The 23,357-nt window shown below is 39.4% G+C and carries 18 protein-coding genes; 14 read left to right on the top strand and 4 right to left on the bottom strand.

What is annotated here, in order from left to right; translation table 11 throughout:
* Positions 1-3 precede the first annotated feature (3 nt).
* Complete coding sequence (locus tag COCH_RS00735; protein WP_009411030.1) at positions 4-1,188, top strand: efflux RND transporter periplasmic adaptor subunit; 1,185 nt, start codon at positions 4-6, stop codon at positions 1,186-1,188.
* A gap of 869 nt (positions 1,189-2,057) precedes the next feature.
* Here COCH_RS00735 and COCH_RS00730 read toward each other — a convergent pair.
* The gene (locus COCH_RS00730) at positions 2,058-3,293 is read right to left on the bottom strand and encodes a site-specific integrase (RefSeq protein WP_012796928.1); all 1,236 of its coding nucleotides are present in this window, start codon (positions 3,291-3,293) and stop codon (positions 2,058-2,060) included.
* Positions 3,294-3,573: 280 nt separating this feature from the next.
* On the opposite strand from COCH_RS00730, the gene COCH_RS00725 reads away from it, so the two are divergent.
* From COCH_RS00725 to COCH_RS00675, 12 genes are all read left to right on the top strand, one after another.
* Positions 3,574-4,632, top strand: coding sequence for an NAD(P)/FAD-dependent oxidoreductase (locus COCH_RS00725; protein ID WP_009418138.1), 1,059 nt, complete (start codon positions 3,574-3,576; stop codon positions 4,630-4,632).
* Between the two features lie 42 nt (positions 4,633-4,674).
* A complete protein-coding gene (locus tag COCH_RS00720; protein WP_012796927.1) occupies positions 4,675-5,787 on the top strand; it encodes an RHS repeat protein in 1,113 nt (370 codons plus the stop codon).
* Positions 5,788-6,123, top strand: coding sequence for a 2Fe-2S iron-sulfur cluster-binding family protein (locus COCH_RS00715; protein WP_009421010.1), 336 nt, complete (start codon positions 5,788-5,790; stop codon positions 6,121-6,123).
* A gap of 84 nt (positions 6,124-6,207) precedes the next feature.
* Positions 6,208-9,135 carry a M16 family metallopeptidase gene (locus tag COCH_RS00710; RefSeq protein WP_012796926.1) on the top strand — a complete coding sequence of 976 codons (2,928 nt, stop codon included), beginning with the start codon at positions 6,208-6,210 and terminating at the stop codon, positions 9,133-9,135.
* Between the two features lie 180 nt (positions 9,136-9,315).
* Positions 9,316-9,948, top strand: a complete 633-nt coding sequence (locus tag COCH_RS00705; protein WP_012796925.1) for a hypothetical protein — start codon at positions 9,316-9,318, stop codon at positions 9,946-9,948.
* A gap of 28 nt (positions 9,949-9,976) precedes the next feature.
* Entirely contained in the window at positions 9,977-10,279 is a 303-nt protein-coding gene (locus COCH_RS00700; RefSeq protein WP_009420465.1) for a winged helix-turn-helix domain-containing protein, read from the top strand.
* Between the two features lie 142 nt (positions 10,280-10,421).
* Complete coding sequence (gene creD / locus COCH_RS00695; RefSeq protein ID WP_012796923.1) at positions 10,422-11,771, top strand: cell envelope integrity protein CreD; 1,350 nt, start codon at positions 10,422-10,424, stop codon at positions 11,769-11,771.
* Positions 11,772-12,181: 410 nt separating this feature from the next.
* Positions 12,182-12,340, top strand: coding sequence for a hypothetical protein (locus tag COCH_RS12105; protein ID WP_167524717.1), 159 nt, complete (start codon positions 12,182-12,184; stop codon positions 12,338-12,340).
* Between the two features lie 79 nt (positions 12,341-12,419).
* Positions 12,420-12,776 (top strand): 4Fe-4S binding protein, encoded by a 357-nt coding sequence (locus COCH_RS00690; protein ID WP_012796921.1) that lies wholly within the window; start codon positions 12,420-12,422, stop codon positions 12,774-12,776.
* A 52-nt stretch (positions 12,777-12,828) separates the two neighbouring features.
* Complete coding sequence (locus COCH_RS00685; RefSeq protein ID WP_012796920.1) at positions 12,829-14,082, top strand: NAD(P)/FAD-dependent oxidoreductase; 1,254 nt, start codon at positions 12,829-12,831, stop codon at positions 14,080-14,082.
* Between the two features lie 89 nt (positions 14,083-14,171).
* Positions 14,172-16,175 carry a hypothetical protein gene (locus COCH_RS00680; RefSeq protein WP_012796919.1) on the top strand — a complete coding sequence of 668 codons (2,004 nt, stop codon included), beginning with the start codon at positions 14,172-14,174 and terminating at the stop codon, positions 16,173-16,175.
* Between the two features lie 80 nt (positions 16,176-16,255).
* Entirely contained in the window at positions 16,256-17,566 is a 1,311-nt protein-coding gene (locus tag COCH_RS00675) for a phenylacetate--CoA ligase family protein (RefSeq protein WP_012796918.1), read from the top strand.
* Positions 17,567-17,607: 41 nt separating this feature from the next.
* On the opposite strand, the gene COCH_RS00670 is transcribed toward COCH_RS00675, so the two are convergent.
* Positions 17,608-18,057: an acyl-CoA thioesterase gene (locus tag COCH_RS00670; protein WP_012796917.1), complete on the bottom strand. Its 450-nt coding sequence runs from the start codon at positions 18,055-18,057 to the stop codon at positions 17,608-17,610.
* Positions 18,032-19,288, bottom strand: a complete 1,257-nt coding sequence (locus COCH_RS00665; RefSeq protein WP_012796916.1) for an ABC transporter permease — start codon at positions 19,286-19,288, stop codon at positions 18,032-18,034. The genes COCH_RS00670 and COCH_RS00665 overlap by 26 nt, the downstream gene beginning before the upstream one ends.
* Positions 19,289-19,441: 153 nt before the next feature.
* Here COCH_RS00665 and typA point away from each other — a divergent pair, with 153 nt between their 5' ends.
* Positions 19,442-21,247 (top strand): translational GTPase TypA, encoded by a 1,806-nt coding sequence (gene typA, locus COCH_RS00660; protein ID WP_012796915.1) that lies wholly within the window; start codon positions 19,442-19,444, stop codon positions 21,245-21,247.
* Positions 21,248-21,399: 152 nt separating this feature from the next.
* Here the strand turns inward: typA and rpsA are convergent, their stop codons facing one another.
* Complete coding sequence (gene rpsA, locus COCH_RS00655; protein WP_012796914.1) at positions 21,400-23,160, bottom strand: 30S ribosomal protein S1; 1,761 nt, start codon at positions 23,158-23,160, stop codon at positions 21,400-21,402.
* Between the last annotated feature and the right edge of the window lie 197 nt (positions 23,161-23,357).

Genomic DNA, 23,357 nt, shown 5'->3' with positions numbered 1-23,357 from the left:
CAAATGAAAAAATATGGTATAAAAATCGCTTTTATCCTTATAGGAATTAGTCTATCAGCCTGCAATGGCACTCCTACAACTACCAATAATCAAAAGCTCGAAGAGCGCGAAGAACACCACGAAGAAGGAGGCAACCTCACCACCCTTACCCAAGCTCAAATCCAAACTGTAGATATTCGTTTGGGACATATAGAAGAAAAAGCTCTTGCCGCTACCCTCAAAGCCAATGGAATACTGAGCGTGCCTGCCGACCATCAGGCGAAGGTATCGACTGTATATGCGGGGATTATCAAGAGCGTAAAGGTAGAGATAGGCAGTTATGTGCAAAAAGGGCAAGTAATCGCTACTGTTTCTAACCCAGAATTCTTGCAACAACAACAGCGCTTGCTCACCGTTAATGGTCAGATAGAACTTGCTAAACAAGAACTTGACCGTCAGCAAACCCTCTATGAAGGGAATGCTGGTACTGGTAAGAACCTACAAGCCGCTACTACTCAGCTACGCACTCTCCGTACCGAAAAAGCTTCGCTTGAAGAACAAATACGCCTAATGGGCTTAAACCCTCAAACACTCACCGATAAGGGAATGCAATCTACTTTGGCGATAGTGGCTCCTATTAGTGGGAATATCAGTGCGGTATATACTAACAAAGGGGCTTATATAGATGCCTCCACCCCTATTGTGGAAATCATCGACAACAGTTCGCTACACCTGCACTTGCAAGTGTATGAGCGTGACTTGCCTTACATTAAGGTAGGACAACAAGTGCACTTCAACCCTACCAATAACACCTCTCGCGAATATGATGCCCAAGTGTATAACATTGCGGCTTCGTTTGAAAACGAAAGCAAAAGCATCATTGTACATTGCCACGTAGAGGGTGACAAACAAGGGCTCATCAATGGAATGAATGTAACAGGGGTTATCAGTCTTGACAAACAAACGACCCCTGCTGTACCTAACGAGGCTATCGTAGAGGATGCTGGTAAATCCTACATTTTTCTGGTAACCCAAACTTCGGATAAAGAAACCTCTTTTGAGAAAGTGGAGGTAGTAAAAGGAGCTTCCGAAAGTGGGTATACTGCCATTGCCCCTGTAAAACCTATAGCCCCCGAACAGACTATTGCCACCAAAGGAGCATTCTTTATCAACGCAACCTTAGTAAATGCTGGAAAAGATAGTGATTAGAATTGGTAATGTATCGGATATATTATTAAAATTTTATTACATTAGAAATACAATAAAAATATAAAAGTAAAAAACCACGACTTCGGAGTGTGTTTTAATCCCTGCAAGGGCAAGTGGTTTTGAGGTGCCTACACGCCTAATGCGTGCCTCAAAACACAACTTGCTCTGTTCCGGTGAACAGAAAATTCTCCCTAAAGGTCAAATTTTAATTAACCATAAGAAAAGAAGATAAATACTACAAGCTCATAAAGTGATTTAGGGCATATTAGCAATATATTTAATCACTTACTTACAGAGTTATTTACAATTCTATGTAAAGCTATATGTATATTTGTACATTACTTTGCATTCACGCATCAAAGCAAGCAAGTATGTACGAAGGTAAAAACGTAATTAGGTAGCTACATAGTTTGAAATTTTTATTCGACAATGGGAGGAAAAGCGGTATTCGTTTCAAAAAACAATCTGTAAGAAGCGGCATTTTTCTCATATTTGACATTTTTTTTATTCGCTTAAAGGTCGGAATGAGCTGGTTTCGTTTCGAGTGCCATAAAAGGTCTGTGTTTAGCTTCTGCAAGGTTTTTCAAAAAAATACTACCCGCAGGACAACGGACAAGGGCTGGAGATTTTTTGAAAACCCATCGGGCTTGACCTTGCAAGAAGCGTTAAGAACACAGAAATACCTTTGCACTCGAACAACGAACCGCCATTACGTGCCTTAAGTGTTTAAAACAGGGAAAATAGGTAAGTCTTAATAACACTCTTATCTTTGTGAGATAGCTTTTTGTAAGGCAACAAAAAAATCCATTGACACATCTCTTTTTGAAATATTATCAATGGATTTCTAATTTTTAAAAGACACTGAGAAGCTATCCTATCTTTAAATTCTTTAATCGTTCGGCAGCAATTTCCATATCCTTGCTGATTTTCTCATTGGTGATTTTAGCATAAATCTGGGTAGTTTTGATATTCTTATGTCCCATCATCTTACTAACACTTTCCAAGGGAACCCCTTCTGTTAAGAACAGAGTACCAAAGGTATGGCGTGCCCAGTGAAAGGAGATAGGTTTTTCACGAATGATGTTGCAATCTTTCATCATCTTTTTAATCAGGAGGTTGCAATTAGCATTGGAGGGTGTAGGAAATAGTGCCTCTGTACGAGTCGTACCCTCATATTTTTCAATAATTTTCTCGGCTATATCTAACAGACGTACATTACAGGGCACATCGGATTTCTGACGGCGTTTGATAAGCCATTTGTTGCCGTCAAAGAACGATTGTAAGTGGCTTCTTTTAAGTTGTTTGATATCAATATAAGAGAAGCCTGTAAAGCAACTAAAAACAAATAGGTCTCGTACTAATTCAGCAGAAGCACTCTTAGGGTGATATTGTAAAAGAGTTTCTACTTCCTCTCTAAGCAAATAGCCTCTATCTTTCTCCTCCATAGAACTTATATAATTCTTAAAAGGATTGCGATAGATAATTCCTTTGTCTATGGCTATTTCTACCATTTTACAAAGGGGCATCATATAAACCCATATTGTGTTGTGAGTAAGACTTTTATTAACTCTAAGATAGAAATCAAAATCGTTGATAAAGTCTTCTGTAAGCTCTTTGAAAGAAATATCACTTCTGCGGTATTTATACTGGATAAACTCGCTCAAATGAGTATATACATTCTCATATTTGTTAAGAGTGCTGTAACTTCTAACACCTTTTTCTACCATCAAGGCAAAGCCTTCTTTGAAATTCTCATAGACTTTTAGCAAGGAATCTTCCATTACTCCTATGCCTAGAAAAGTAGCTTTTAGCTTCTGAGCAGTAACCACTCCCTCGTACTTCATCAACTCCTCATAATGAGTAATGATACGTGAGCGAATCTCTTCCAGCTTGCGATTAAGTTGGGTAGCTTCTTCTGTTTTACCTGTTACCCTTCCGTACTTCAAATCCCATTTCTGTGGAAGGATTTCAAGTTTGGTACTAAACTGAGCTACCTGATTGTCAATGGTAATACGCCCCATAATAGCAACCTTACCGTTCTTCTTTGGGGCATTCTTTTTAAGGTAAAACAATACCTTAAAGGTTGAGCGTTTTACTTTTTTCATACTCTAATTTTTTAATTTGCGAAAGTACTTTTTATCAAGTTACTGTACAATATGAAAAAAGGTGTAAAACACTGAAATATAACCTATTAATAAAAAATATTTTTCAGTATGGTAGGTAACGATTTAGAAACCTAATTTTGAAAAAACCTATCTAAAACATCTAAGACTCTGTCTTCTCTTATCTTCCTGTCAAAAAATTAATCCTCTTTGTATGAGCTAATTACATTATTTTTTGTAGTTTTGCTTTTTATTCGTAATTTTGCACCCAAAATAACAATGAATGAAAGAAACGGATATCATCATTATAGGGGCGGGACCTACGGGATTGTTTGCTGTGTTTGAGGCAGGATTGCTTAGGTTAAAATGTCATTTGATAGATACGCTCCCTCAGGTGGGCGGTCAGCTTACTGAGTTGTATCCCAAGAAGCCTATTTTTGATATACCAGGATACCCGAGTGTAGGGGCTTCGGAATTAGTGGATAATTTAATGGAGCAAATCAAGCAGTTTCAGCCTGAATTTACGCTTGGTGAAACAGCGATGACTCTTACTAAAAATGATGATGATACTTTTGTGGTTACTACTGATAAAGGCACCCAAATAAAAGGGAAAGCTGTAGCTATTGCAGGAGGATTAGGTACTTTTGAACCTCGCAAGCCTGAACTGCCGAACCTTGAACAATACGAAGATAGGGGAGTGGCTTACTTTGTGAAACACCCCGAGAGTTACGCAGGCAAACACGTGGTGATAGCCGGAGGAGGCGACTCTGCACTCGATTGGAGTATTTACTTAGCCGAGAAAGTAGCAACGGCTTCGGTTACCTTAGTGCACCGACGTAATGAGTTTCGCGGGGCATTGGATTCGGTTGAAAAAGTGAGAGCCCTCAAAGAGGCGGGGAAAATCAACTTAAAAACGCCTTATGAGGTAGTGGGACTAGGTGGAGAAAAGCATTTGGAGTCGGTAGTATTGGAGCAGGAAGGGGGCGAAAGAGAAACTCTTGTAGCTGATGCTTTTATACCTTTGTTTGGACTTACTCCTAAATTAGGACCTATTGCTACGTGGGGTGTGGAGATTGAAAGAAATGCTGTGAAGGTGAACAATGCCTTAGACTATCAAACTTGTATAGAGGGAGTATACGCCATAGGCGACGTGAATACTTACCCAGGAAAACTGAAACTAATACTTTGTGGCTTTCACGAAGCGACCTTAATGTGCCAAAGTGTGTACAACCGCATTTACCCTAATAAGAAATATGTGTTAAAATATACTACGGTAGTGGGTATAGACGGTTTTGATGGGTCTCGCAAAGAGGCTGAAAAGGCAGTGGTGAAAGCGATTTAGATGAGGTAAGAGAGATAAAAAATACTAATAACTAAATATAAAATGAAGAGCATAAATGTACTATTAGCAAGTGTCTTATTGGCAGGTGGTGTTTCGCTACACGCCCAAATAGATACTTTGGGTAGTAAATTCCTACAACTGAAAGGGAAAGTAAAGAAAGTAGAGGATTATTCATTTCTTCTGGAAGCGAGTCCGAAAGGTACTAAAACCTTTGACGGGAACACTTATAATGTTTTTCCTTATTCGGAAGAATGGAAGGTGGAAAAAGACGAAAAGAAGTATTCTAAAACTAATATATCTTATCTGTTTGACAACGGAGGGCGCAATCTTGAAATTAAAACCTATAATGCTGAAAATCGACCTTTTGGAGGAATGCGCTTCTTTTATGACAAGAAGGGAAAAATTAATAAAAGTCAGTCGGTGTTTACCTTGGGAGACGGAGAACTGACGGTGAACCGACAGTATTTTTACAATGAGAAGAATCAGTTGGTAAAGATTGATGAGAATGATGGGGTGACCAATGAGTGGCTTATCACTATCACGTATAAATACGACGATTTAGGTAACTGCATTGAGAAGAATAAGGTAGCTAGTGTATCGGCATTGGAGAAAGATATTCAGCGATATGAGCAGAAGAACCTTGTATTGGAACAGAAAATACGTCCGGAGTACACCAAAGAGAAGTCGTATAAATACAACAATATGAACAAGGTGAGCGAGACAGAAGAAAAAGTGCTCAACAAGAATGTGTTTTTAAAAACAGAGAACGAATACGACAAGGATAAGAATTTAACCAAAGCGACGTATATTAACCAAGCAGGACAAGAGACCGTATGCCAGCACAAATACAACAAAGCAGGGCAACTCATACAGACCATTTGTACGGCTAATGATGACCCTAACTTTTACGTAGAGACGAATTATATGTTTAACAAATTTGGAGAGACGCAGATTATTAAAACACGGAAAGGGGTAGCCTCGACCAAAGTGTATGATGAGCACAACTTGCTTACTGCTTATACTACTCCTGATTTCAATTATAGATACCGTTATACTTTTGATAAGATGGGTAACTGGACACAGATTATAATGTTTGAGAACGACAAGCCCGTTTGTGCTCGCGTTCGCAGAATAGAGTACTTCCCCGCAAAATAAATGAACGAGATACATCTTAAAATAACCGATCGCGAGGGGCTTCTATACGAAATAGAAGCCCCTACTGATATGAATATGAACCTTATGGAGGTAATGCGTGCTTATGAAATTGCCCAAGATGGCGAGATAGGCATCTGTGGTGGTATGGCAATGTGCGCCTCTTGCCAGTGTTATATTCAGAATGCGGAAGAGGTGTCGCTTCCTGAGATGTCAGCAGAAGAAGAAGCAATGCTTTCGGAGGCTTTTTACGTGAAACCTAATAGTAGATTAGGTTGCCAAATTCCGATTACACCTGAAATAGATGGTTTGGAAGTGGTATTAGCACCATTTGCATAAAAAAGATAAAAAATATCGAGAAGTATTTTGGAGTTGAGCATTAAATTACTACTTTTGCACAGTTTAAATATTAATTCGCCAAATATGTTAAAAAGGAATCTATTCTTATGGCTCTTCACAGTAGCTATAACATTCGGTGCTTCCGCTCAAAACTATGAGTGGAAAGAAGCTCAAGGAGGCGGTTACACTTATAAATATGTAACACACGACCCCACCAATGCAAGGTTTTACACCTTGAAAAACGGACTTACAGTTATTTTGAGTCCTACGAATAAAGAACCTCGCATTCAGTGCTATGTAGCTGTGAAAGCAGGTAGTAAAACCGACCCTGCTACTAATACAGGGCTTGCACATTATTTAGAGCATTTGCTTTTTAAGGGAACTGATAAATACGGTTCACTTGATTGGGCTAAGGAAAAAGTAGAACTCGACAAAATCGACGCCCTCTACGAAGAGTACAATCACACCAAAGACCCTGCTAAACGCAAAGCTATCTATAAACTGATAGATTCGGTTTCAGGAGTAGCTAGTAAGTATGCTATCGCCAATGAGTACGATAAGATGATGACTGCTATGGGTGCACAAGGTACCAATGCTTTTACTTCGTTTGAAAAAACAGTGTATACTGACGATGTGCCTACTAATGCTATCAATAAGTACATTACTGTACAAGCTGAACGCTTCCGCAACCCTGTACTGCGTATCTTCCATACTGAATTGGAAGCTGTATACGAAGAGAAAAACCGCTCTTTGGATAGCGATAATAGCGAGGTGTTTGAAACTCTCTTCTCTGAGCTATTCAAAAAGCACAATTATGGCTTGCAAACCACTATCGGTACAGTAGAGCATTTGAAAAATCCTTCACTGAAAGAAATTCGCAAATACTTCCATACCTATTACGTGCCCAACAATATGGCAGTAATATTGGCAGGAGATTTTAATCCTGATACTGTTATCGCTCAAATTGATAAGGCATTTAGCTATATGCAACCCAAAGCAGTGCCTCAATATACTTTTGAGAAAGAAGCTCCTATTACAGCACCTATTATTAAGAAGGTAGTAGGACCCGATGCCGAAAGCGTTTCGATGGCATTCCGCTTGCCTGGTAACCAAGATAAGGACGCCCTCTTAGCCGATTTAGTAGGGGAAATTCTTACTAATGGTAAAGCAGGTCTTATCGACTTGAACCTTGTAAAAAAACAAAAACTCCTTGGGGCAAGTGCCTTTGCTTATACGCTTATAGACTATGGCGTATTATACCTTTCTGGAAAACCTCTACAAGGGCAGTCGTTAGAACAAGTAAAAGACCTTATGTTGGGGGAAATAGAAAACCTCAAAAAAGGTAACTTTGATGATGACCTTATTCCTTCTATCATCAACAACTTGAAAAAGCAAACTATTCAAGCGACTGAGTCTTATGGCAACCGCGCTAATATGCTAATGTCAGCTTTTACTGATAATCTCGACTGGAAAGACCAAGTAGCGTATGTGAACAACCTTTCTAAACTCACCAAAGCTGATATCGTAGCTTTTGCCAATAAATACCTCGGCAATAACTACGTAGCTGTGTATAAAGAGAAAGGAACTCGCCCTAATGTAGAGAAGATTGAAAAACCGGCTATTACTCCTGTTGAGACCAATGCCGATAAACAATCAGCTTTTGTGAAAATGGTAAACGAGATGCCAAGTACTCCTGTAAAGCCTGTTTTCTTAGATTATAATAAAGACTTGCAAAAAGGAAAATTAGGCAAAGCAGAAATACTTTACGTGCAAAACAAAGACAATGAATTGTATCGTCTTACTTTCCGTTATAAAGTAGGTACTCTTAATGATTTGAAATTAGCAATAGCTGCTAATTATAGTCAGTTTTTGGGTACTGATAAAAAATCAGCTGAACAGCTTACCAAAGAATTCTATAAAATAGCTTCAAGCTTTAGAATTTCAAACAGTGACGAGTATACTACTGTAAATATAGAAGGTTTACAAGAAAACTTTGAAGCAGCAGTGAAACTTTACGAAGACTTTATTGCCAATATTAAAGTAGATGAAGAAGCCCTTAAAGCCTTGAAAGCTCGTGTAGTTAAATCGCGTATAGATGCCAAAGCTAATAGAAATGCTATTATGCAAGCTTTAACAAATTATGCAATGTATGGGGCTAAAAACAAATATAACTACACCTTCTCTGATGCCGAAATTGAGGCTATTACAGGGAAAGAGTTGGTAGATAAACTCAAAAACCTAAACAATGTAGAGCAAACAGTTATTTATTATGGACCTGCTACCCTTTCAGAACTTACTAATAAACTAAAAACTTTGCATAAAGTGCCTGTTAAGTTTGCCAAGGTAGCTCCTAAAAAAGAGTTTAAACAAGTAGAGCAAGCTAAGAACCAAGTACTCTTTGCCGATTATGAAATGGTACAAGCTGAAACCCGTTGGATACGCAATACCGTTCCTTTCAATCCAGCTGAAAGCACTGTAATTAGTGCGTTCAACAACTACTTCGGTGGGGGTATGGGCTCTTTGGTATTCCAAACCATTCGCGAAAGTAAAGCTTTGGCATATAGCACTTATGGTTTCTACGCTTCCCCAAGAAAGAAAGCTGATAAATACTATATGCTTGCCTATGTAGGTTCACAAGCTGATAAGTTTAAAGAAGCCGTTGAAGCAATGAATGAACTGCTCAATACAATGCCTGAATTGCCTGCTAATCTCCAATTAGCTAAACTACAAATCAAGCAAGAAATAGAAACCGAGCGCATTACACAAGACGGTATTATTTATAGCTATTTAGCCGCACAAGAATTGGGTCTTAAAGACGATATACGCAAGCAAGTATATCAAAATGTAGATGGTATTACAATGAAAGACATCAAAGCTTTCCACGACAAATACCTCTCTAAAAAACCTTATACTTATGTAATTTTAGCTTCTGAAAAGAAACTCTCAAAAGATGATCTCCAAAAAATAGGAGACTTTAAGAAGCTCTCATTAGAAGAACTCTTCGGATATTAGAATAAGAAATTATTTTTTATTTCTCATAATCAGTGTTAAAGTCGTGAGACTTTAACACTGATTATTTATATATAATACACTCATTTACAATACTCAGTTAAAATATATTAAAGATTTGTGATAAAAATATTTGGTAGTTATTATTATTATCCGTTACTTTGCACCACAAAGTACTTCATTATGGAAGAGAATAAATACTTAAATGACCTACACGAGATACGCCAGATGATGCGTAAGTCTACCCTTTTTCTTTCGCTTAGCGGACTTTCGGGGCTATTGGCAGGTGTGTATGCCCTAATAGGTGCAGCAGGAGTATATATGTTGTTGGAACATCATTACATCTATTATCCTTATGTGCTTATAGAAAGTCGTACCTTTAAAGCTATTATGACAATTGCATTAGCGGTGCTTGTAGCCTCATTGGTGACGGCTTACTTGTTTTCGGCGCGTAAGGCAAAGCGCAATGGAGAAAGCCTTGTGAATGCTACTGCCAAAAGGGCTCTTTACAACTTTGCTATTCCGCTACTTACGGGTGGGCTACTCAGTGTATTGCTCATCAAAAATGGGTACTACGGACTGCTTGCACCAATGACTCTTATTTTTTACGGATTGGCGTGTGTGAATGTGAGCAAATACACCTTTGGAGATGTACATTATTTGGGAATTACTGAGATTGTTTTAGGCTTGTTAGCGGTATATTTCCCTGGTTACGGACTCTTGTTCTGGACTTTGGGCTTTGGTGTATGCCACGTTCTCTATGGAGGCATTATGCACTTTAAATACGAACGCAATAAAGGAAAAGACCAACAGTGACATAAGTTGGGGCGAATAAAGAAGAAAATTGAAGACTTTTTTAGCACATATCAATAAGGCTTTTGACCATCGCATTCGCTTAGCCATAATGTCGGTGTTGATGGTGAATGACAGTGCCGACTTTAATACCCTGAAAGAACTCTTAGGGGTAACCGATGGCAATCTGGCAAGCCATACCCGTGCCTTGGAAGCTGAGGAGTATATCACTATTGAAAAATCGTTTGTGGGAAGGAAGACGAATACGAGTTATAAGGTAACTAAAAAAGGAAAAGAGGCGTTTCAAGAACATTTGAATGCACTCGAGAAGATTATTGGGAAATTAGGAAATTAGCAGATTTGTCGATTTGCCCCCGAACCCCCGAAGGGGGACAATCCGTAAAGGAGAAACATCAACTCCTTTCTTTTTTATAGAGATACTTTGAAATGCAAAGTACTTTTATTATTGTTAATTATTAATTGTAAATTCAAATATTATGTATCCAGAAAAACCATCAACAACATCTAATGTATGGCAATCAAACACTTTTCGTTTGGTGCTTATTGGGGCACTTACTTTGGTATTGCTCATTCCGCTCTTATTAGTGCAAAACTTAGTGAGAGAGCGCAAAGAACGTCAGCAGGAGGTTATCAATGAGATTGATAGCAAGTGGGGGCGCGAGGTCTTTTTCTATGGACCTATCCTCAAAATTCCTTACAAAGTGTACAGCGACAAGAACAAAAACGCTTTTGAGACACAGTACGCTTATTTCTTCCCCGAGGAACTGAAAAATATTTCGAATGTAAAGACTGAGGTGAAGAAGCGCAACAACTACGAATCGGTGGTGTTTAATGCGTCTATGGACTTTACAGGTAGTTATGTAGCTCCTAATTTTGCGACTAAAGGAATTCCTAACGAAGATATCAGTTGGGATAAGGCTACGATTCTCATTCGCACTACTAACCTCGCGAGTATTAAGAATGGGGTAAGCATTCAATTAGGTGGCAAGAATTATGCTTTTGAACCTATCTATGAGCAAAAAGACGACGAGGATTATTACTATGAGAATGATAGTAAGGCTAATGAGGTGGCATCGCTCGAAACAGGCTTTATCAACTATCAAGAGTTTTTGGCTAACCCTTCGTTTAGTTTTACAGTGCAGTACGACGGTAGTAAGAAAATAGCCATTGTGCCCATAGGGAAGACTACCGAGAGTACCCTTACCTCTAACTGGGCTAACCCCAGCTTTACAGGTAGCTTTTTGCCTTACACCAAACAGATAAACGGCAATGGGTTTAACGCTTCGTGGAAGGTATTGCACATCAACCGTCCGTTTGCACAACAATCGTTTGGGAGTTTGCCGAACATTTCGCAATACACTTACGATGTAGATTTTATCATTCCCGTAGACCAATATCAGCAGAATGAACGCGCTACTAAATACGGTTATTTGGTGATATTCCTCACTTTCTTGATATTCTTCTTGATACAAAGCATTAGCAAGATAAAGATTCACATCTTCCAATACTCAATGATAGGCTTGGCATTAGTGTTGTTCTATACTTTGCTCATATCGATTACAGAACACAGTAGCTTCTCGTTTGCTTACTTTATATCATCGGTAATGACGGTAGGACTTATCAGTTTGTATTCGGTTTCTATACTGAAAAACAAGAAGTTCCCTACTTTTATAGGACTTTCATTAGCAGCACTCTACGGTTTTATTTACGTAATTATTCAGCTGGAAAGTTATGCTTTATTAGTGGGAAGTATAGGTTTATTTACCATTTTGGCTATTGTGATGTATGTGTCGCGGAAAGTAGAATGGTCGGATTCAGGTAAATAGGTAAAAAGTAAAAGATAAAAGGTAAAAAGGACTGTTAGAGAATATCTGGCAGTCTTTTTTAATACCAATAATGCCAAAAATGCCAATAATTCCAATAATACTAAATCGATGACGATATGAGGTCGTAGCACGATAGGCAACTAAACAAAGAGTAACCAAATAAAAGACGGTGTGAGCCACACAGACAAATAAACAAAAGACGAAGAAAACCTCTCCCTTACACATACCCAGCTTTCGCTGGCTTCCTCAAAGAGGGGGAATGTAGCGACACAAAAATGAAAGAGTGATGAACGAATGATGAAGAAAAGACAAATAAAAGACGATGCGAGCCGCGCAGGCAGATAAACAAAAGACAAACAAAAGACGGTGCGAGCCGCGCAGGCAGATAAACAAAAGACAAACAAAAGACGGTGCGAGCCGCACAGGCAGATAAACAAAAGACGAACAAAAGACGAACAATGAACGAAGAAAAGACGAACAATGAACGAAGAAAAGGTGGAGAAATGATAAAGGATAAGGCTTGCAAAATAGTAGAAAAAGTGGAGTTTGTAGAAGGTGATTATGGGTAGTTGTTGAATAATAGAAATAAAAGTATTATCTTTGCACCCTTTTTAACTGATAATTCATAACTAAAAACATAAAACTCAAGTGGCTATAATAATAACTGACGACTGTATCAATTGCGGGGCTTGCGAACCCGAATGTCCTAACAATGCTATTTATGAAGGTGCTGACGATTGGCGTTATAGCGATGGTACGACCTTAAAGGGACGTGTGGTATTACCCAGCGGATTGGAAGTGGACGCGGACGAGCCTCAGCAAGCTATCAGTGATGATATTTACTTTATCGTGGCGGACAAGTGTACTGAATGCATTGGTTTTCACGATGAGCCCCAATGCGCTGCTGTATGTCCTGTGGATTGCTGTGTGCCCGATGATGCCTACAAAGAAACAGAAGAAGAACTTTTGGCTAAAAAACGCTTTATTCACGACGAAGAAGCGTAGTTTTACAAAAAAAGTAGTATATTTGTCCCCATACTTTTAAAAAAGAGTATCTATGAAAAAAGAAGTAACAGATGTATTGGTAATTGGCGCAGGTCCTTCGGGTTGTGTATCAGCAGCCTATTTGCACAACAACGGTGTGAAGGTGCGCGTGGTAGAGAAAACTAAATTCCCGCGTTTGGTAGTAGGTGAGAGCCTTATTCCGCGCGTGATGGATCATTTTGAGGAAGCGGGTTTTATGCCAGCCTTAGAAGCGCAAAAATACGAAGTAAAATGGGGTGCCCGTTTTATTCGTGGCGAACAAGTGTGTCAGTTTGATTTTGGTAAAAAATACGGCAAAGGTTGGGATTGGACGTGGCAAGTGCCTCGTGCCGATTTCGATAATGTTTTGGCACAAGAGGTCATTCGAAAAGGGGTAAATCTCACTTTTGAAACCGAAGTTACCGATGTGCAATTCTTCCCCGACCATCAGGTCACTACGGTGAAAGACGCTAATGGCGAGGTGAGCGAAATTACCTCTAAATTTGTAATTGATGCCAGTGGTTATGGACGTGTGTTGCCTCGCTTGTTAGACCTCAATTCTCCTTCGAAGTTAGACGACCACTCGTCTATTTTTACTCATATCAAAGAGGGGAAGGTACGTCCTGCGGGTGAAGAAGGTACGCTTATTTCATTTGATGTATTGGAGCGTGAAGTATGGCTATGGGTAATTCCGTTCTCTAACGGCAATACCAGCGTGGGCATTGTAGGACCTACGCACTATATCAACGCTTTGTCGGCTTCGGGAGATACCGAAGAGGCGCTTCGCAAAGCAATCAAACGTTCTGACTTCTACCGACCACGCTTTGAACATTCGGATTTTCTGTTCAAGCCCAATAAGATACAAAGTTATTCTTGCTCGGTGAAAAAACTCTTTGGCGAAGGGTTTGTGCTGACGGGCAACAGTACCGAGTTCTTAGATCCTGTGTTCTCCTCAGGAGTGGCTTTTGCTACCGAATCGGGGATGTTGGCGGCTAAATTGGTAAAACGCGAACTTGCGGGTGAAAAAGTAGATTGGCAAAAGGAATACGCCGAGTATATGCAACGTGGTATAGAGGTGTTTACTTCTTATGTAAGAGAATGGTATACCGGCAATCTACAAACGCTTTTCTTTCATCAGCCAGGAAATGAGGAGGTGAAGAAGAAGATATGTTCGGTACTCGCGGGTTACGTGTGGGATACTACCAATCCGTTTGTAACCAAACACAAGCATATCATTGAAAATATGGCGTATGCCATTGATAACGGTTTGGGAATGAAGGAGGCATAAACTTTTTTGGCTGAACGGTAAAAAAGTAGTACCTTTGTGCCCACTAAAATACTCTCATAACTCTTAATTTTAAACTCTAAACTAAAAAAGTGCAAACAGAAGAAAAAGAATTGTACCGCTTTGTAGAAGCGGGAGATTGGACAAATTCCCTTTCAGATAATGAAATGGAAAAACTTTTAGTAGAGACTGACTTCTCTCGAGAGCAAACCGACGAGGGACGTGACTACTGCTATTTCTTACATAAATACAGCAAAATAGACGATAATAGTGCCTCTGACTATACGTTGATGGCTTATACCCTTACCCAACCCGAAAACTTGGAACGCGCTTCGATGTATGATATGATACTCGAAGAAAATGAGTATTTCAGTATACACCGCATCAGTGTGTATCGCAACGGTCAGCTAATTGATAAAACTGCCGATACCACTATAAAAGTATTGGACAACGAAGGGCAAAGCGGTCGTGGTATTATCAGCAGTTCTAAAAAACTGAACTTCTCCATCAAAGACCTTCACTTAGATGATATCCTCATTTTGGAAGACACCAAAGAAAAGGTATTTACTGAGAAAGAGTTCTTGCGTCGGGACTTTATGAAATACGTATATGTAACCCCTGATACTTACTGGGCGTACGGTAAATATCACTTCAAGCTCATCAACAATCGCGACAAACGCGTGGCTTATAAAGATGTGTTTTTCCGCGACGAGCAGGGTAACGTAATCCCAAGTCAGGTGAAATACTTAGCGCAAGGAGAGGCATTTGAGATAGTACAAGAAAACTACATCAACCCAGTAGACCCTAACCGCGAAATCTTCCCTTTTATAGACTTCGCTACTGATAGTACTTGGAAAGAACTTTCTAACTATATCTATCCGCTTTACGAAGAAGTGTTCAAAGCACAGCCCGCTGATTTCGCCCCCGATTTGGTGGAGAAACTCAACGGTATGGCTACCCTCGACGAGAAATTGCAATACGCCATAGAGTTCGTGCAAAACAACATCTACTACGTGTACAACGCCGATGAGATGAACGGACACAAACCTCAAGCGCCTGCACTTACTTACCAAAATAAGCAAGGTGATTGTAAAGCGAAATGCGTATTGTTGAAATCAATCCTCAACTATCTCGGTGTAGAGGCTTCAGTGATATTGGTGAACTACAATTCTGATTATTACTTGCAATTCTATCTCCCTTCGTTGCTTTCGTTCAATCACGTAGTGGTGAAAATCAATTACGAAGGTAAAGAATACTTTGTAGATGCAACTGCTCGTAATGAGTTTGGTAAATTGGAGAAACGCGCAGTGATTTCTTTTTGTCACTTTATGGAGATATTGCCTAACCAAGAGTTACAAGTGCGCAAACCTACCTATTTCGACAATTTTTGTATAGATGAGCACATCACCTTAGAAGCCAAAGGCAATACGGGCAAAATACAACTGCTTACTACTTATCGTTACAATCGTGCAAACTCTATGCGAGCTTACTTTAAGTCGAGCAACAAAAATGAACGTTTGGACAGCTGGAACAACTCCTTGTTTTATGCGCTCAACTATGTGAACGACCGTAAAGGCAAAGATTTCCGCGAGATATTCAAAGATGCTACTTTGCAAATAGTGAAGGACGATAAGGTGGAAAATGAATTTGTAGTGAAGTACGAAGCAACTATTGAACAGCCTTATTTTATAGACAATGAAGGTCGTCGTTTTTTGATGTACTACGATGGTAGTGTGTTGAAAAACAGCATTCGTGAACACCAGCACAGCGATGCGAGCTTTTGGCATAACTTCGATAGCGAGCGTTACGAAATAGAGCTCAAAACTGATGAAAATATCGATACTAAGGAAAAATACACCGTACAAGAGTGTGATATCGAAAACGAGTATTTTACTCATAAAACCCAAAAGTTTATCACTAAGAACTCTGGTAAGGTAATTGTGGAGTACAATCCGCTCACGAATATCGAATTGCCATTAGATAAATTGGAACCTATTCGCGAAGATTATCACACTATGGCTGATAGCAACTTCGGTATCGGTATCGATGTGGTAGAAAAAGGATTCTTAAATTCCTTAAAACGATTTTTTAAATAAGGAAATTTACATACAACTTTGCCAAAGGAGCGAGCCACACGGGCATTAGAACCTTTGGCAAAATTTTATTAACAAAAATAATGAGTACACTTATTCCAACCATAGAAACCCAATCGGAAGCCGAGATTATCGCTTTTCAAGAAGAAAAACTGCGAGAGCTATTGCAATACCTCAATGAAAAATCGGTTTTTTATCAAAATCTCTTCCGCAAGCACCATATCCGTATAGAGGATATCCGCACCCTTGCCGATTTACAAAAGATACCCACTACCCATAAAGACGATTTGCAACGCGAGAACGACGCTTTTCTCTGCGTGCCTAAAACTGCTATTGTAGACTATGCTTCAACCTCAGGCACTATGGGAACGCCTGTTACTTTCGGTCTCACTGACAGGGATTTAGAACGTTTGGCGTACAACGAAGCTATCTCATTAGCTTGTGCAGGCATTCAAAAAGGCGATGTAGTCCAACTTATGACTACTATCGACCGCCGTTTTATGGCAGGATTGGCTTATTTCTTAGGCATACGCAAAATGGGGGCAAGCATTATTAGGGTAGGGGCAGGAATACCCGAATTGCAATGGGATTCTATCCGATTGTACGAACCTAAATACCTTATTGCAGTGCCTTCTTTTGTGCTAAAAATGATAGAATATGCCGAAAAGAATGATATCGACTATCGCGCTTCTTCCGTAAAGGGAGTAGTGTGTATAGGCGAGGCGTTGCGTAATCAGGATTTTAGCCCTACACTCTTAGCGAAAAAGATTACCGAAAAATGGCAGGGATTGCAACTTTACTCCACTTATGCTTCTACCGAGATGAGCACTACTTTCACCGAATGTGAGTACCAACACGGAGGGCATCACCACCCTGAGCTCATCATCACCGAGGTATTAGATGACGATGGTCACCCCGTACCCGATGGCGAGAGTGGAGAGCTCACGATTACCACTTTGGGAGTGGAAGGTATGCCACTATTGCGTTTTCGCACAGGTGATATAGTGGCGATGCACAATACCCCTTGTAAGTGCGGGCGACATACGGCACGAGTGAGCCCTGTACTCGGTCGCAAACAGCAGATGATCAAATACAAAGGAACTACTCTCTACCCGCCAGCCCTAATGGATTTGCTTACGGGGTTTGAAGCTATAGAGAATTACATTATAGAAATCAATACCAATGATATCCTCACTGATGAAATTCTTATCAAAATAGGGACAAAAAACCCTACCGAAGCCCTTCGCGAGCAAATAAGTCATCATTTCCGCGCTAAACTCAGGGTAGTACCTAAGATTGAGTTCTGCGATATAGCCCTGATTGAGCAACAGCTTTATCCGTTGGGCAGTCGCAAACCGATGAAATTTGTAGATAAACGCAAACCATTAAATTAATTATATATGAAGACAAAAAATCTATTAACAGTAGTGTATTGTTACCTGTTACTTGTTATTTGTTTCTCCCATTCTTCAAAAAACGCTGGTTTATACAGCGATAAGCTATTATCTTTTAGAGAAGTAAACACTTGTACAGTTTCTCCCGTACAAACTAACTCATTAGCTTCGTTGTAGATAAAATACTGAAAGATGAGTTTAGCGACTGTTGTAGGGATATAGTGAGTTTCAATACGTAAGCGTTCGCCATAGCGCACCATTTTCTTGTGTTCGCATACGCTCTTCACAATAGGGGTCGCATAGCCTTCGCGCTCTACATCAAGGTAAGAAATACCGTACTTTCTCCCAAACGCCTCACGTCCGTCTTCAAAATATTTGATGTAGTTGCCGTGCCACACAATACCAAGCGGGTCGGTTTCGCTAAAGCGTACCGTAATAATAAGACTCTCAGATAAATCAATTGGTTTATACGTTTCTTTTGGCTTTGTCATAATAAATAGAGATAAGAATACAACTGATAAAAAATAATAATAAAGCACCTATTTTAGGCAACAAACTACTCACAGAGCCCCTTCTTAGTAATACCTCGTAGAAGGCTTGTAAGCCCCAGTTCATAGGCGAAATATTAGAAAGCAATTGCATAATATGAGGCATTGCAAAGGTAGGTATCCACACGCCCCCAATGGCTGCAAAAAGCACCGTGAGGGTAGCTCCCAAAGGCGCTGATTGTTCTTGTGTTTTTGCTAAAGTACCTAAGAGTACCCCCAAACCTATCGCCGAAAGCCCTGAGGCTATGGCGACTAACAACAATGGTAAAAGTTTACCGCTCACTTCTAACATTGGTAAGCCTAAGTAAGGAAATACAAATACGCCTATTACTACCATCAAAGCAAACTGCAACAGACTAATCATCAGAAAAACAATGATTTTAGCGGTGAGTAATGCCCAGTAGGGTAGGGGACTCGTGAAGAGTCGGAGTCCTGTGCCTTGTGTTTTTTCCTTTACAATACTCGCCGATAGCGGTATGGTAATGAAGAAGATAGCAAAGAGAGCCCACGCCGGTACGTTGTGTTGGGTAGCGTTGGGGATAGCTACAGTAGCCGTGTTAGGGTTGATTTCTCTAAAACTCACTAATGCCTCAGTTTTAGGTAAGCGCACCCCTTCCTCTAACTGATTTTCAAAGGCTTTATAAATAAACTGATTTTCTATTTGGTATAGCAATTTGTCAATGCCACTCTTCACACTTTCTTTAAACGAAGTCTGTAAAGTAGGGTCAAAATAGAGGCGTATTTCTTTGGTAGTATAAGCCGTTTCAGTAGGCGTTACGGTCTCGCCTGCAAAAGTGCTGATAATCGTCTCTACATTCTCTTGCACTTTAGTTTGCAAGCTAGAGGAGAGTTCAGCAGGGATTACAATAGCCAGTAGGTAGTTGCCTTTCAGTACCTGCTCACGCGCCATAGCTTCACCAATAGGTTTTCCGTCCAGCGTTTTTACCATTTCGAAAGCACTTCTTTCTAAACTCTTACTGATATTTTCGGCAATTTTACCGCCATCGTTATCCACTAACAGAACGGCTGTTTTCTGCTCACTGATATTCTTAAAAGCCCCGTCCTGCAATAGCGTAATGGTTACCACCAATAGCAATGGCATTGCAAAGAGAATGATAAGTGCCCCCACATCGCGCAACAGCAATATGGCTTCTTTTTTTATAGATTGAAACATAATGGTTTGAATAGGGGGCAAAGATAGTAAATAAATACCAAATGATTCCAATAATATTAGAAAAGGCAATAACTGTCAATTTACGGATTTGCTAAATTGCTAATTACTTCGTACTTTTGCACCCTCAAATTTTTTAAAACACAAATTATATCTATGACCGCTATTAGAAATATAGCTATTATTGCCCACGTAGACCACGGCAAAACTACCTTAGTAGACAAGATTTTACACCACTGCGCTCTCTTCCGCGAAAATCAAGATTCAGGCGAACTGATATTAGATAATAACGACCTCGAACGCGAACGAGGAATTACTATCCTCTCTAAAAACGTTTCAGTAGTTTATAAAGACATCAAAATAAACATTATCGATACACCTGGCCACGCCGACTTTGGTGGGGAGGTTGAGCGTGTACTCAATATGGCTGATGGCGTGCTCTTGCTTGTTGATGCTTTTGAAGGTCCTATGCCTCAAACACGTTTTGTACTCCAAAAGGCTATAGAAATGAAGTTGAAACCCATTGTGGTAATCAACAAAGTTGATAAAGAAAACTGTACTCCTGATGAGGTACACGAAGCTGTATTCGACCTGATGTTTGAGCTCGGTGCTGAAGATTGGCAACTCGATTTTCCTACGGTATATGGTTCAGCTAAACAAAATTGGATGTCAGAAGATTGGCATAAGAAAACTGATAGTATTGCACCCCTACTCGATATGGTGGTAAAGTATATTCCAGCTCCTCAAATAGAAGAAGGTAGCTTGCAAATGCTTATTACTTCATTGGATTATTCTAGTTTTACTGGACGTATTGCTATTGGTCGTTTGCACCGTGGTATCCTAAAATCGGGTATGAATATTTCATTAGTAAAACGCGACGGAACTATTGTAAAATCTAAAATTAAAGAGCTACACCTCTTTGATGGTTTAGGTCGTAAGAAAGTAGAAGAAGTACAAGCAGGCGACATTTGTGCGATTGCAGGTTTAGAAGGCTTTGAAATTGGTGATACTATCGCCGATTACGAAAACCCCGAAGCACTTCCTACTATTGCTATCGATGAACCTACTATGAGTATGCTTTTTACTATTAATGATTCTCCTTTCTTTGGTAAAGATGGTAAGTTTGTAACCTCTCGCCATATCAAAGAACGTTTAGAGCGTGAATTAGAAAAAAACCTTGCTTTACGCGTAGAACCTACTGATAGTGCCGATAAGTTTATCGTTTATGGTCGTGGGGTATTGCACCTTTCAGTACTCATTGAAACAATGCGTCGTGAAGGTTATGAATTGCAAATTGGTCAGCCACAAGTTATCATCAAAGAGATTGACGGCGTAAAATGCGAACCTATAGAAGAACTTACTATTGATTTACCTGAGAATGTAAGTGGTAAAGCAGTCGATTTAGTTACCCTTCGCAAAGGCGAAATGCTAAGTATGGAACCTAAAGGTGAACGTATGATTATTAAGTTTATCATTCCTTCTCGCGGTATCATTGGTTTGCGTAACCAATTGCTTACGGCTACTGCTGGTGAAGCTATTATTCACCACCGTTTTTTGGAGTTCCAACCTTTCAAAGGTGAAATAGCAGGGCGTATTAATGGTTCGCTTATTTCTATGGAACAAGGTACTGCTATACCTTATTCTCTCGACAAATTGCAAGACCGAGGCAAATTCTTCATCTTTCCTGGTGAAGATATTTATACAGGACAAGTAATCGGTGAAAACTCTCGTAGTGGAGATATCGTAGTAAATGTAACGAAGACTAAAAAACTTACTAACGTACGTGCTGCGGGCTCTGATGAAAAAGTAAAATTAGCACCGCCTATTAAGTTTTCTTTAGAAGAAGCCTTGGAATATATCCAAAAAGATGAGTATGTAGAAGTAACTCCTAAAAATATGCGTTTACGCAAAATCTACTTAGATGAGAATGAACGCAAACGCCACGAAAAGGAGTTTAAGTAATCTTTAATATTTAATAAAAGAAAGCCTCAGTATTTTTATATACTGAGGCTTTCTTTTATGAATAATAGATATATCATAAATAATAAAAAAAGTCGTCACTTCCCAGCAACGACTTTTCCTCATTAAAACAAAAAATTATGAAAAAAACTAAATTACTTCTCTTTTTCCATCTTGTCTTTCAACTCTTGTAACGCTTCAAGGTCACCAAGTGTTGATTTTTCGACTGTAGATGAGCTGGTATTTACAGCAGCTTCTTTAGCTATTTTCTCTTCTTCTTCTTTGAAGATAGCAGTGTGAGAAGCTACTACACGTTTAAATTCTTTATTGAACTCAATTACTTTGAAATCAGCAGTGTCTCCTTTACCTAATTTCTTTCCGTCTTCTTTTTCTAAGTGACGTGAAGGAACAAACGCTAAGATATCGTCGTTGAGAGGAACTGTAGCACCTTTATCTACCATTTTAGAAATAGTACCTTTGTGAACTGTACCTACGGCAAATTCAGTTTCGTATTTGTCCCAAGGGTTAGGAGTGGTTTGCTTGTGCCCTAATGACAATTTGTGTCCTTCGGCATCTAATTCAAGTACTACTACTTCAATCTTATCACCAGAGTTTACAAATTCTGATGGGTGTTTAATTTTCTTAGTCCAAGAAAGGTCGGTGATGTGTATAAGACCATCGATACCTTCTTCGAGTTCTACGAATACACCGAAATTAGTGAAATTGCGAACAGTACCTGTATGTTTAGAACCTACTGGATATTTTTCAGTAATGTTAATCCAAGGGTCTGGGGTAAGTTGTTTAATACCCAAAGACATTTTGCGCTCGTTGCGGTCGAGAGTCAAGATAACAGCTTCTACTTCGTCGCCGAGTTTTACGAAATCTTGAGCAGAACGCAAGTGAGTACTCCAAGACATTTCAGAAACGTGGATAAGACCTTCTACACCATCAGCAATTTCTACAAAAGCACCGTAGTCGGCAATCACCACTACTTTACCTTTTACTTTATCGCCTACTTTAAGGTCGTCAGCAAGAGCGTCCCAAGGGTGTTTGCTAAGCTGTTTTAAACCTAATTGGATACGTGATTTGTTGTCGTCGAAATCGAGGATTACCACATTGAGTTTTTGGTCTACCGATACCACTTCGCTTGGGTGATTGATACGAGCCCAAGAAAGGTCGGTGATGTGAATCAATCCGTCTACGCCACCAAGGTCTACAAATACACCGTAAGAAGTGATATTTTTCACAACTCCTTCGAGTACTTGTCCTTTTTCGAGCTGACTGATGATTTCTTTCTTCTGTTCTTCGATATCTGCTTCGATGAGCGCTTTGTGAGAAACCACTACGTTTTTGAACTCGTGATTTACTTTCACAATCTTGAATTCCATTGTTTTGTTTACGAATTGTTCGTAATCGCGGATAGGTTTCACATCGATTTGTGAACCAGGTAAGAATGCTTCGATGCCAAATACATCTACTATCATACCGCCTTTGGTACGGCTTTTTACAAAACCGTTTACGATTTCGCCGTTTTCGTGTGCCAAGTTAATTCTATCCCAAGCTTTAAGCGTACGTGCTTTGCGGTGTGAAAGTACTAACTGACCGTTTTTATCCTCACGGATATCGATAAGCACTTCTACTTTGTCACCTACTTTGAGGTTCGGGTTGTAGCGAAACTCGTTGAGAGAGATAACGCCTTCTGATTTAGCGTTGATGTCGATAATCGCTTCTCTGTCAGTGATACGAGTTACTACTCCTTCTACTACTTCATTGTCTTGAGTGTCAACGAAATTGTTTTTAACCAATTCTTCGAAGTTTTTCAATTGGTCTTCTTGTACGCTGTCAATACCTTCTTGGTATTTGTCCCAATCAAAGTTCTGTAAGAACTCTTCTGGATTTTGAGTGTTTTCAGCCATTTGCTGATAATAAAATTTGTATTTCCTAATTAGGAACGAGAGTATTTTAGTAGGGTTATTTCTAATAGGAAAGAATGAAACAATAATGATAAATTAATACTCTATGCCCTTAAAAAATTATGGCAAAATTACGAATAATCTTTGAATTAGCCAAATAATTTTATGATTTTTGAAGATGTTTTTTTATTTATAAATGT

Source organism: Capnocytophaga ochracea DSM 7271, assembly GCF_000023285.1.
GTDB classification, from domain to species: domain Bacteria; phylum Bacteroidota; class Bacteroidia; order Flavobacteriales; family Flavobacteriaceae; genus Capnocytophaga; species Capnocytophaga ochracea.
The sequence above is the reverse complement of the archived record's forward strand: the minus strand, read 5'-3'. Positions and strand labels throughout refer to the sequence as shown.

What these genes read in the sequence shown, in the direction of transcription:
- COCH_RS00665 (WP_012796916.1), bottom strand. Translation starts at nt 19,288, where the DNA reads ATGTTTCAATCTATAAAAAAAGAAGCCATATTGCTGTTGCGCGATGTG.
- COCH_RS00705 (WP_012796925.1), top strand. Translation starts at nt 9,316, where the DNA reads ATGGAAGAGAATAAATACTTAAATGACCTACACGAGATACGCCAGATG.
- COCH_RS00715 (WP_009421010.1), top strand. Translation starts at nt 5,788, where the DNA reads ATGAACGAGATACATCTTAAAATAACCGATCGCGAGGGGCTTCTATAC.
- COCH_RS00685 (WP_012796920.1), top strand. Translation starts at nt 12,829, where the DNA reads ATGAAAAAAGAAGTAACAGATGTATTGGTAATTGGCGCAGGTCCTTCG.
- creD (WP_012796923.1), top strand. Translation starts at nt 10,422, where the DNA reads ATGTATCCAGAAAAACCATCAACAACATCTAATGTATGGCAATCAAAC.
- COCH_RS00730 (WP_012796928.1), bottom strand. Translation starts at nt 3,293, where the DNA reads ATGAAAAAAGTAAAACGCTCAACCTTTAAGGTATTGTTTTACCTTAAA.
- COCH_RS00675 (WP_012796918.1), top strand. Translation starts at nt 16,256, where the DNA reads ATGAGTACACTTATTCCAACCATAGAAACCCAATCGGAAGCCGAGATT.
- COCH_RS00710 (WP_012796926.1), top strand. Translation starts at nt 6,208, where the DNA reads ATGTTAAAAAGGAATCTATTCTTATGGCTCTTCACAGTAGCTATAACA.
- COCH_RS00735 (WP_009411030.1), top strand. Translation starts at nt 4, where the DNA reads ATGAAAAAATATGGTATAAAAATCGCTTTTATCCTTATAGGAATTAGT.
- rpsA (WP_012796914.1), bottom strand. Translation starts at nt 23,160, where the DNA reads ATGGCTGAAAACACTCAAAATCCAGAAGAGTTCTTACAGAACTTTGAT.
- typA (WP_012796915.1), top strand. Translation starts at nt 19,442, where the DNA reads ATGACCGCTATTAGAAATATAGCTATTATTGCCCACGTAGACCACGGC.
- COCH_RS00725 (WP_009418138.1), top strand. Translation starts at nt 3,574, where the DNA reads ATGAAAGAAACGGATATCATCATTATAGGGGCGGGACCTACGGGATTG.
- COCH_RS00670 (WP_012796917.1), bottom strand. Translation starts at nt 18,057, where the DNA reads ATGACAAAGCCAAAAGAAACGTATAAACCAATTGATTTATCTGAGAGT.
- COCH_RS00720 (WP_012796927.1), top strand. Translation starts at nt 4,675, where the DNA reads ATGAAGAGCATAAATGTACTATTAGCAAGTGTCTTATTGGCAGGTGGT.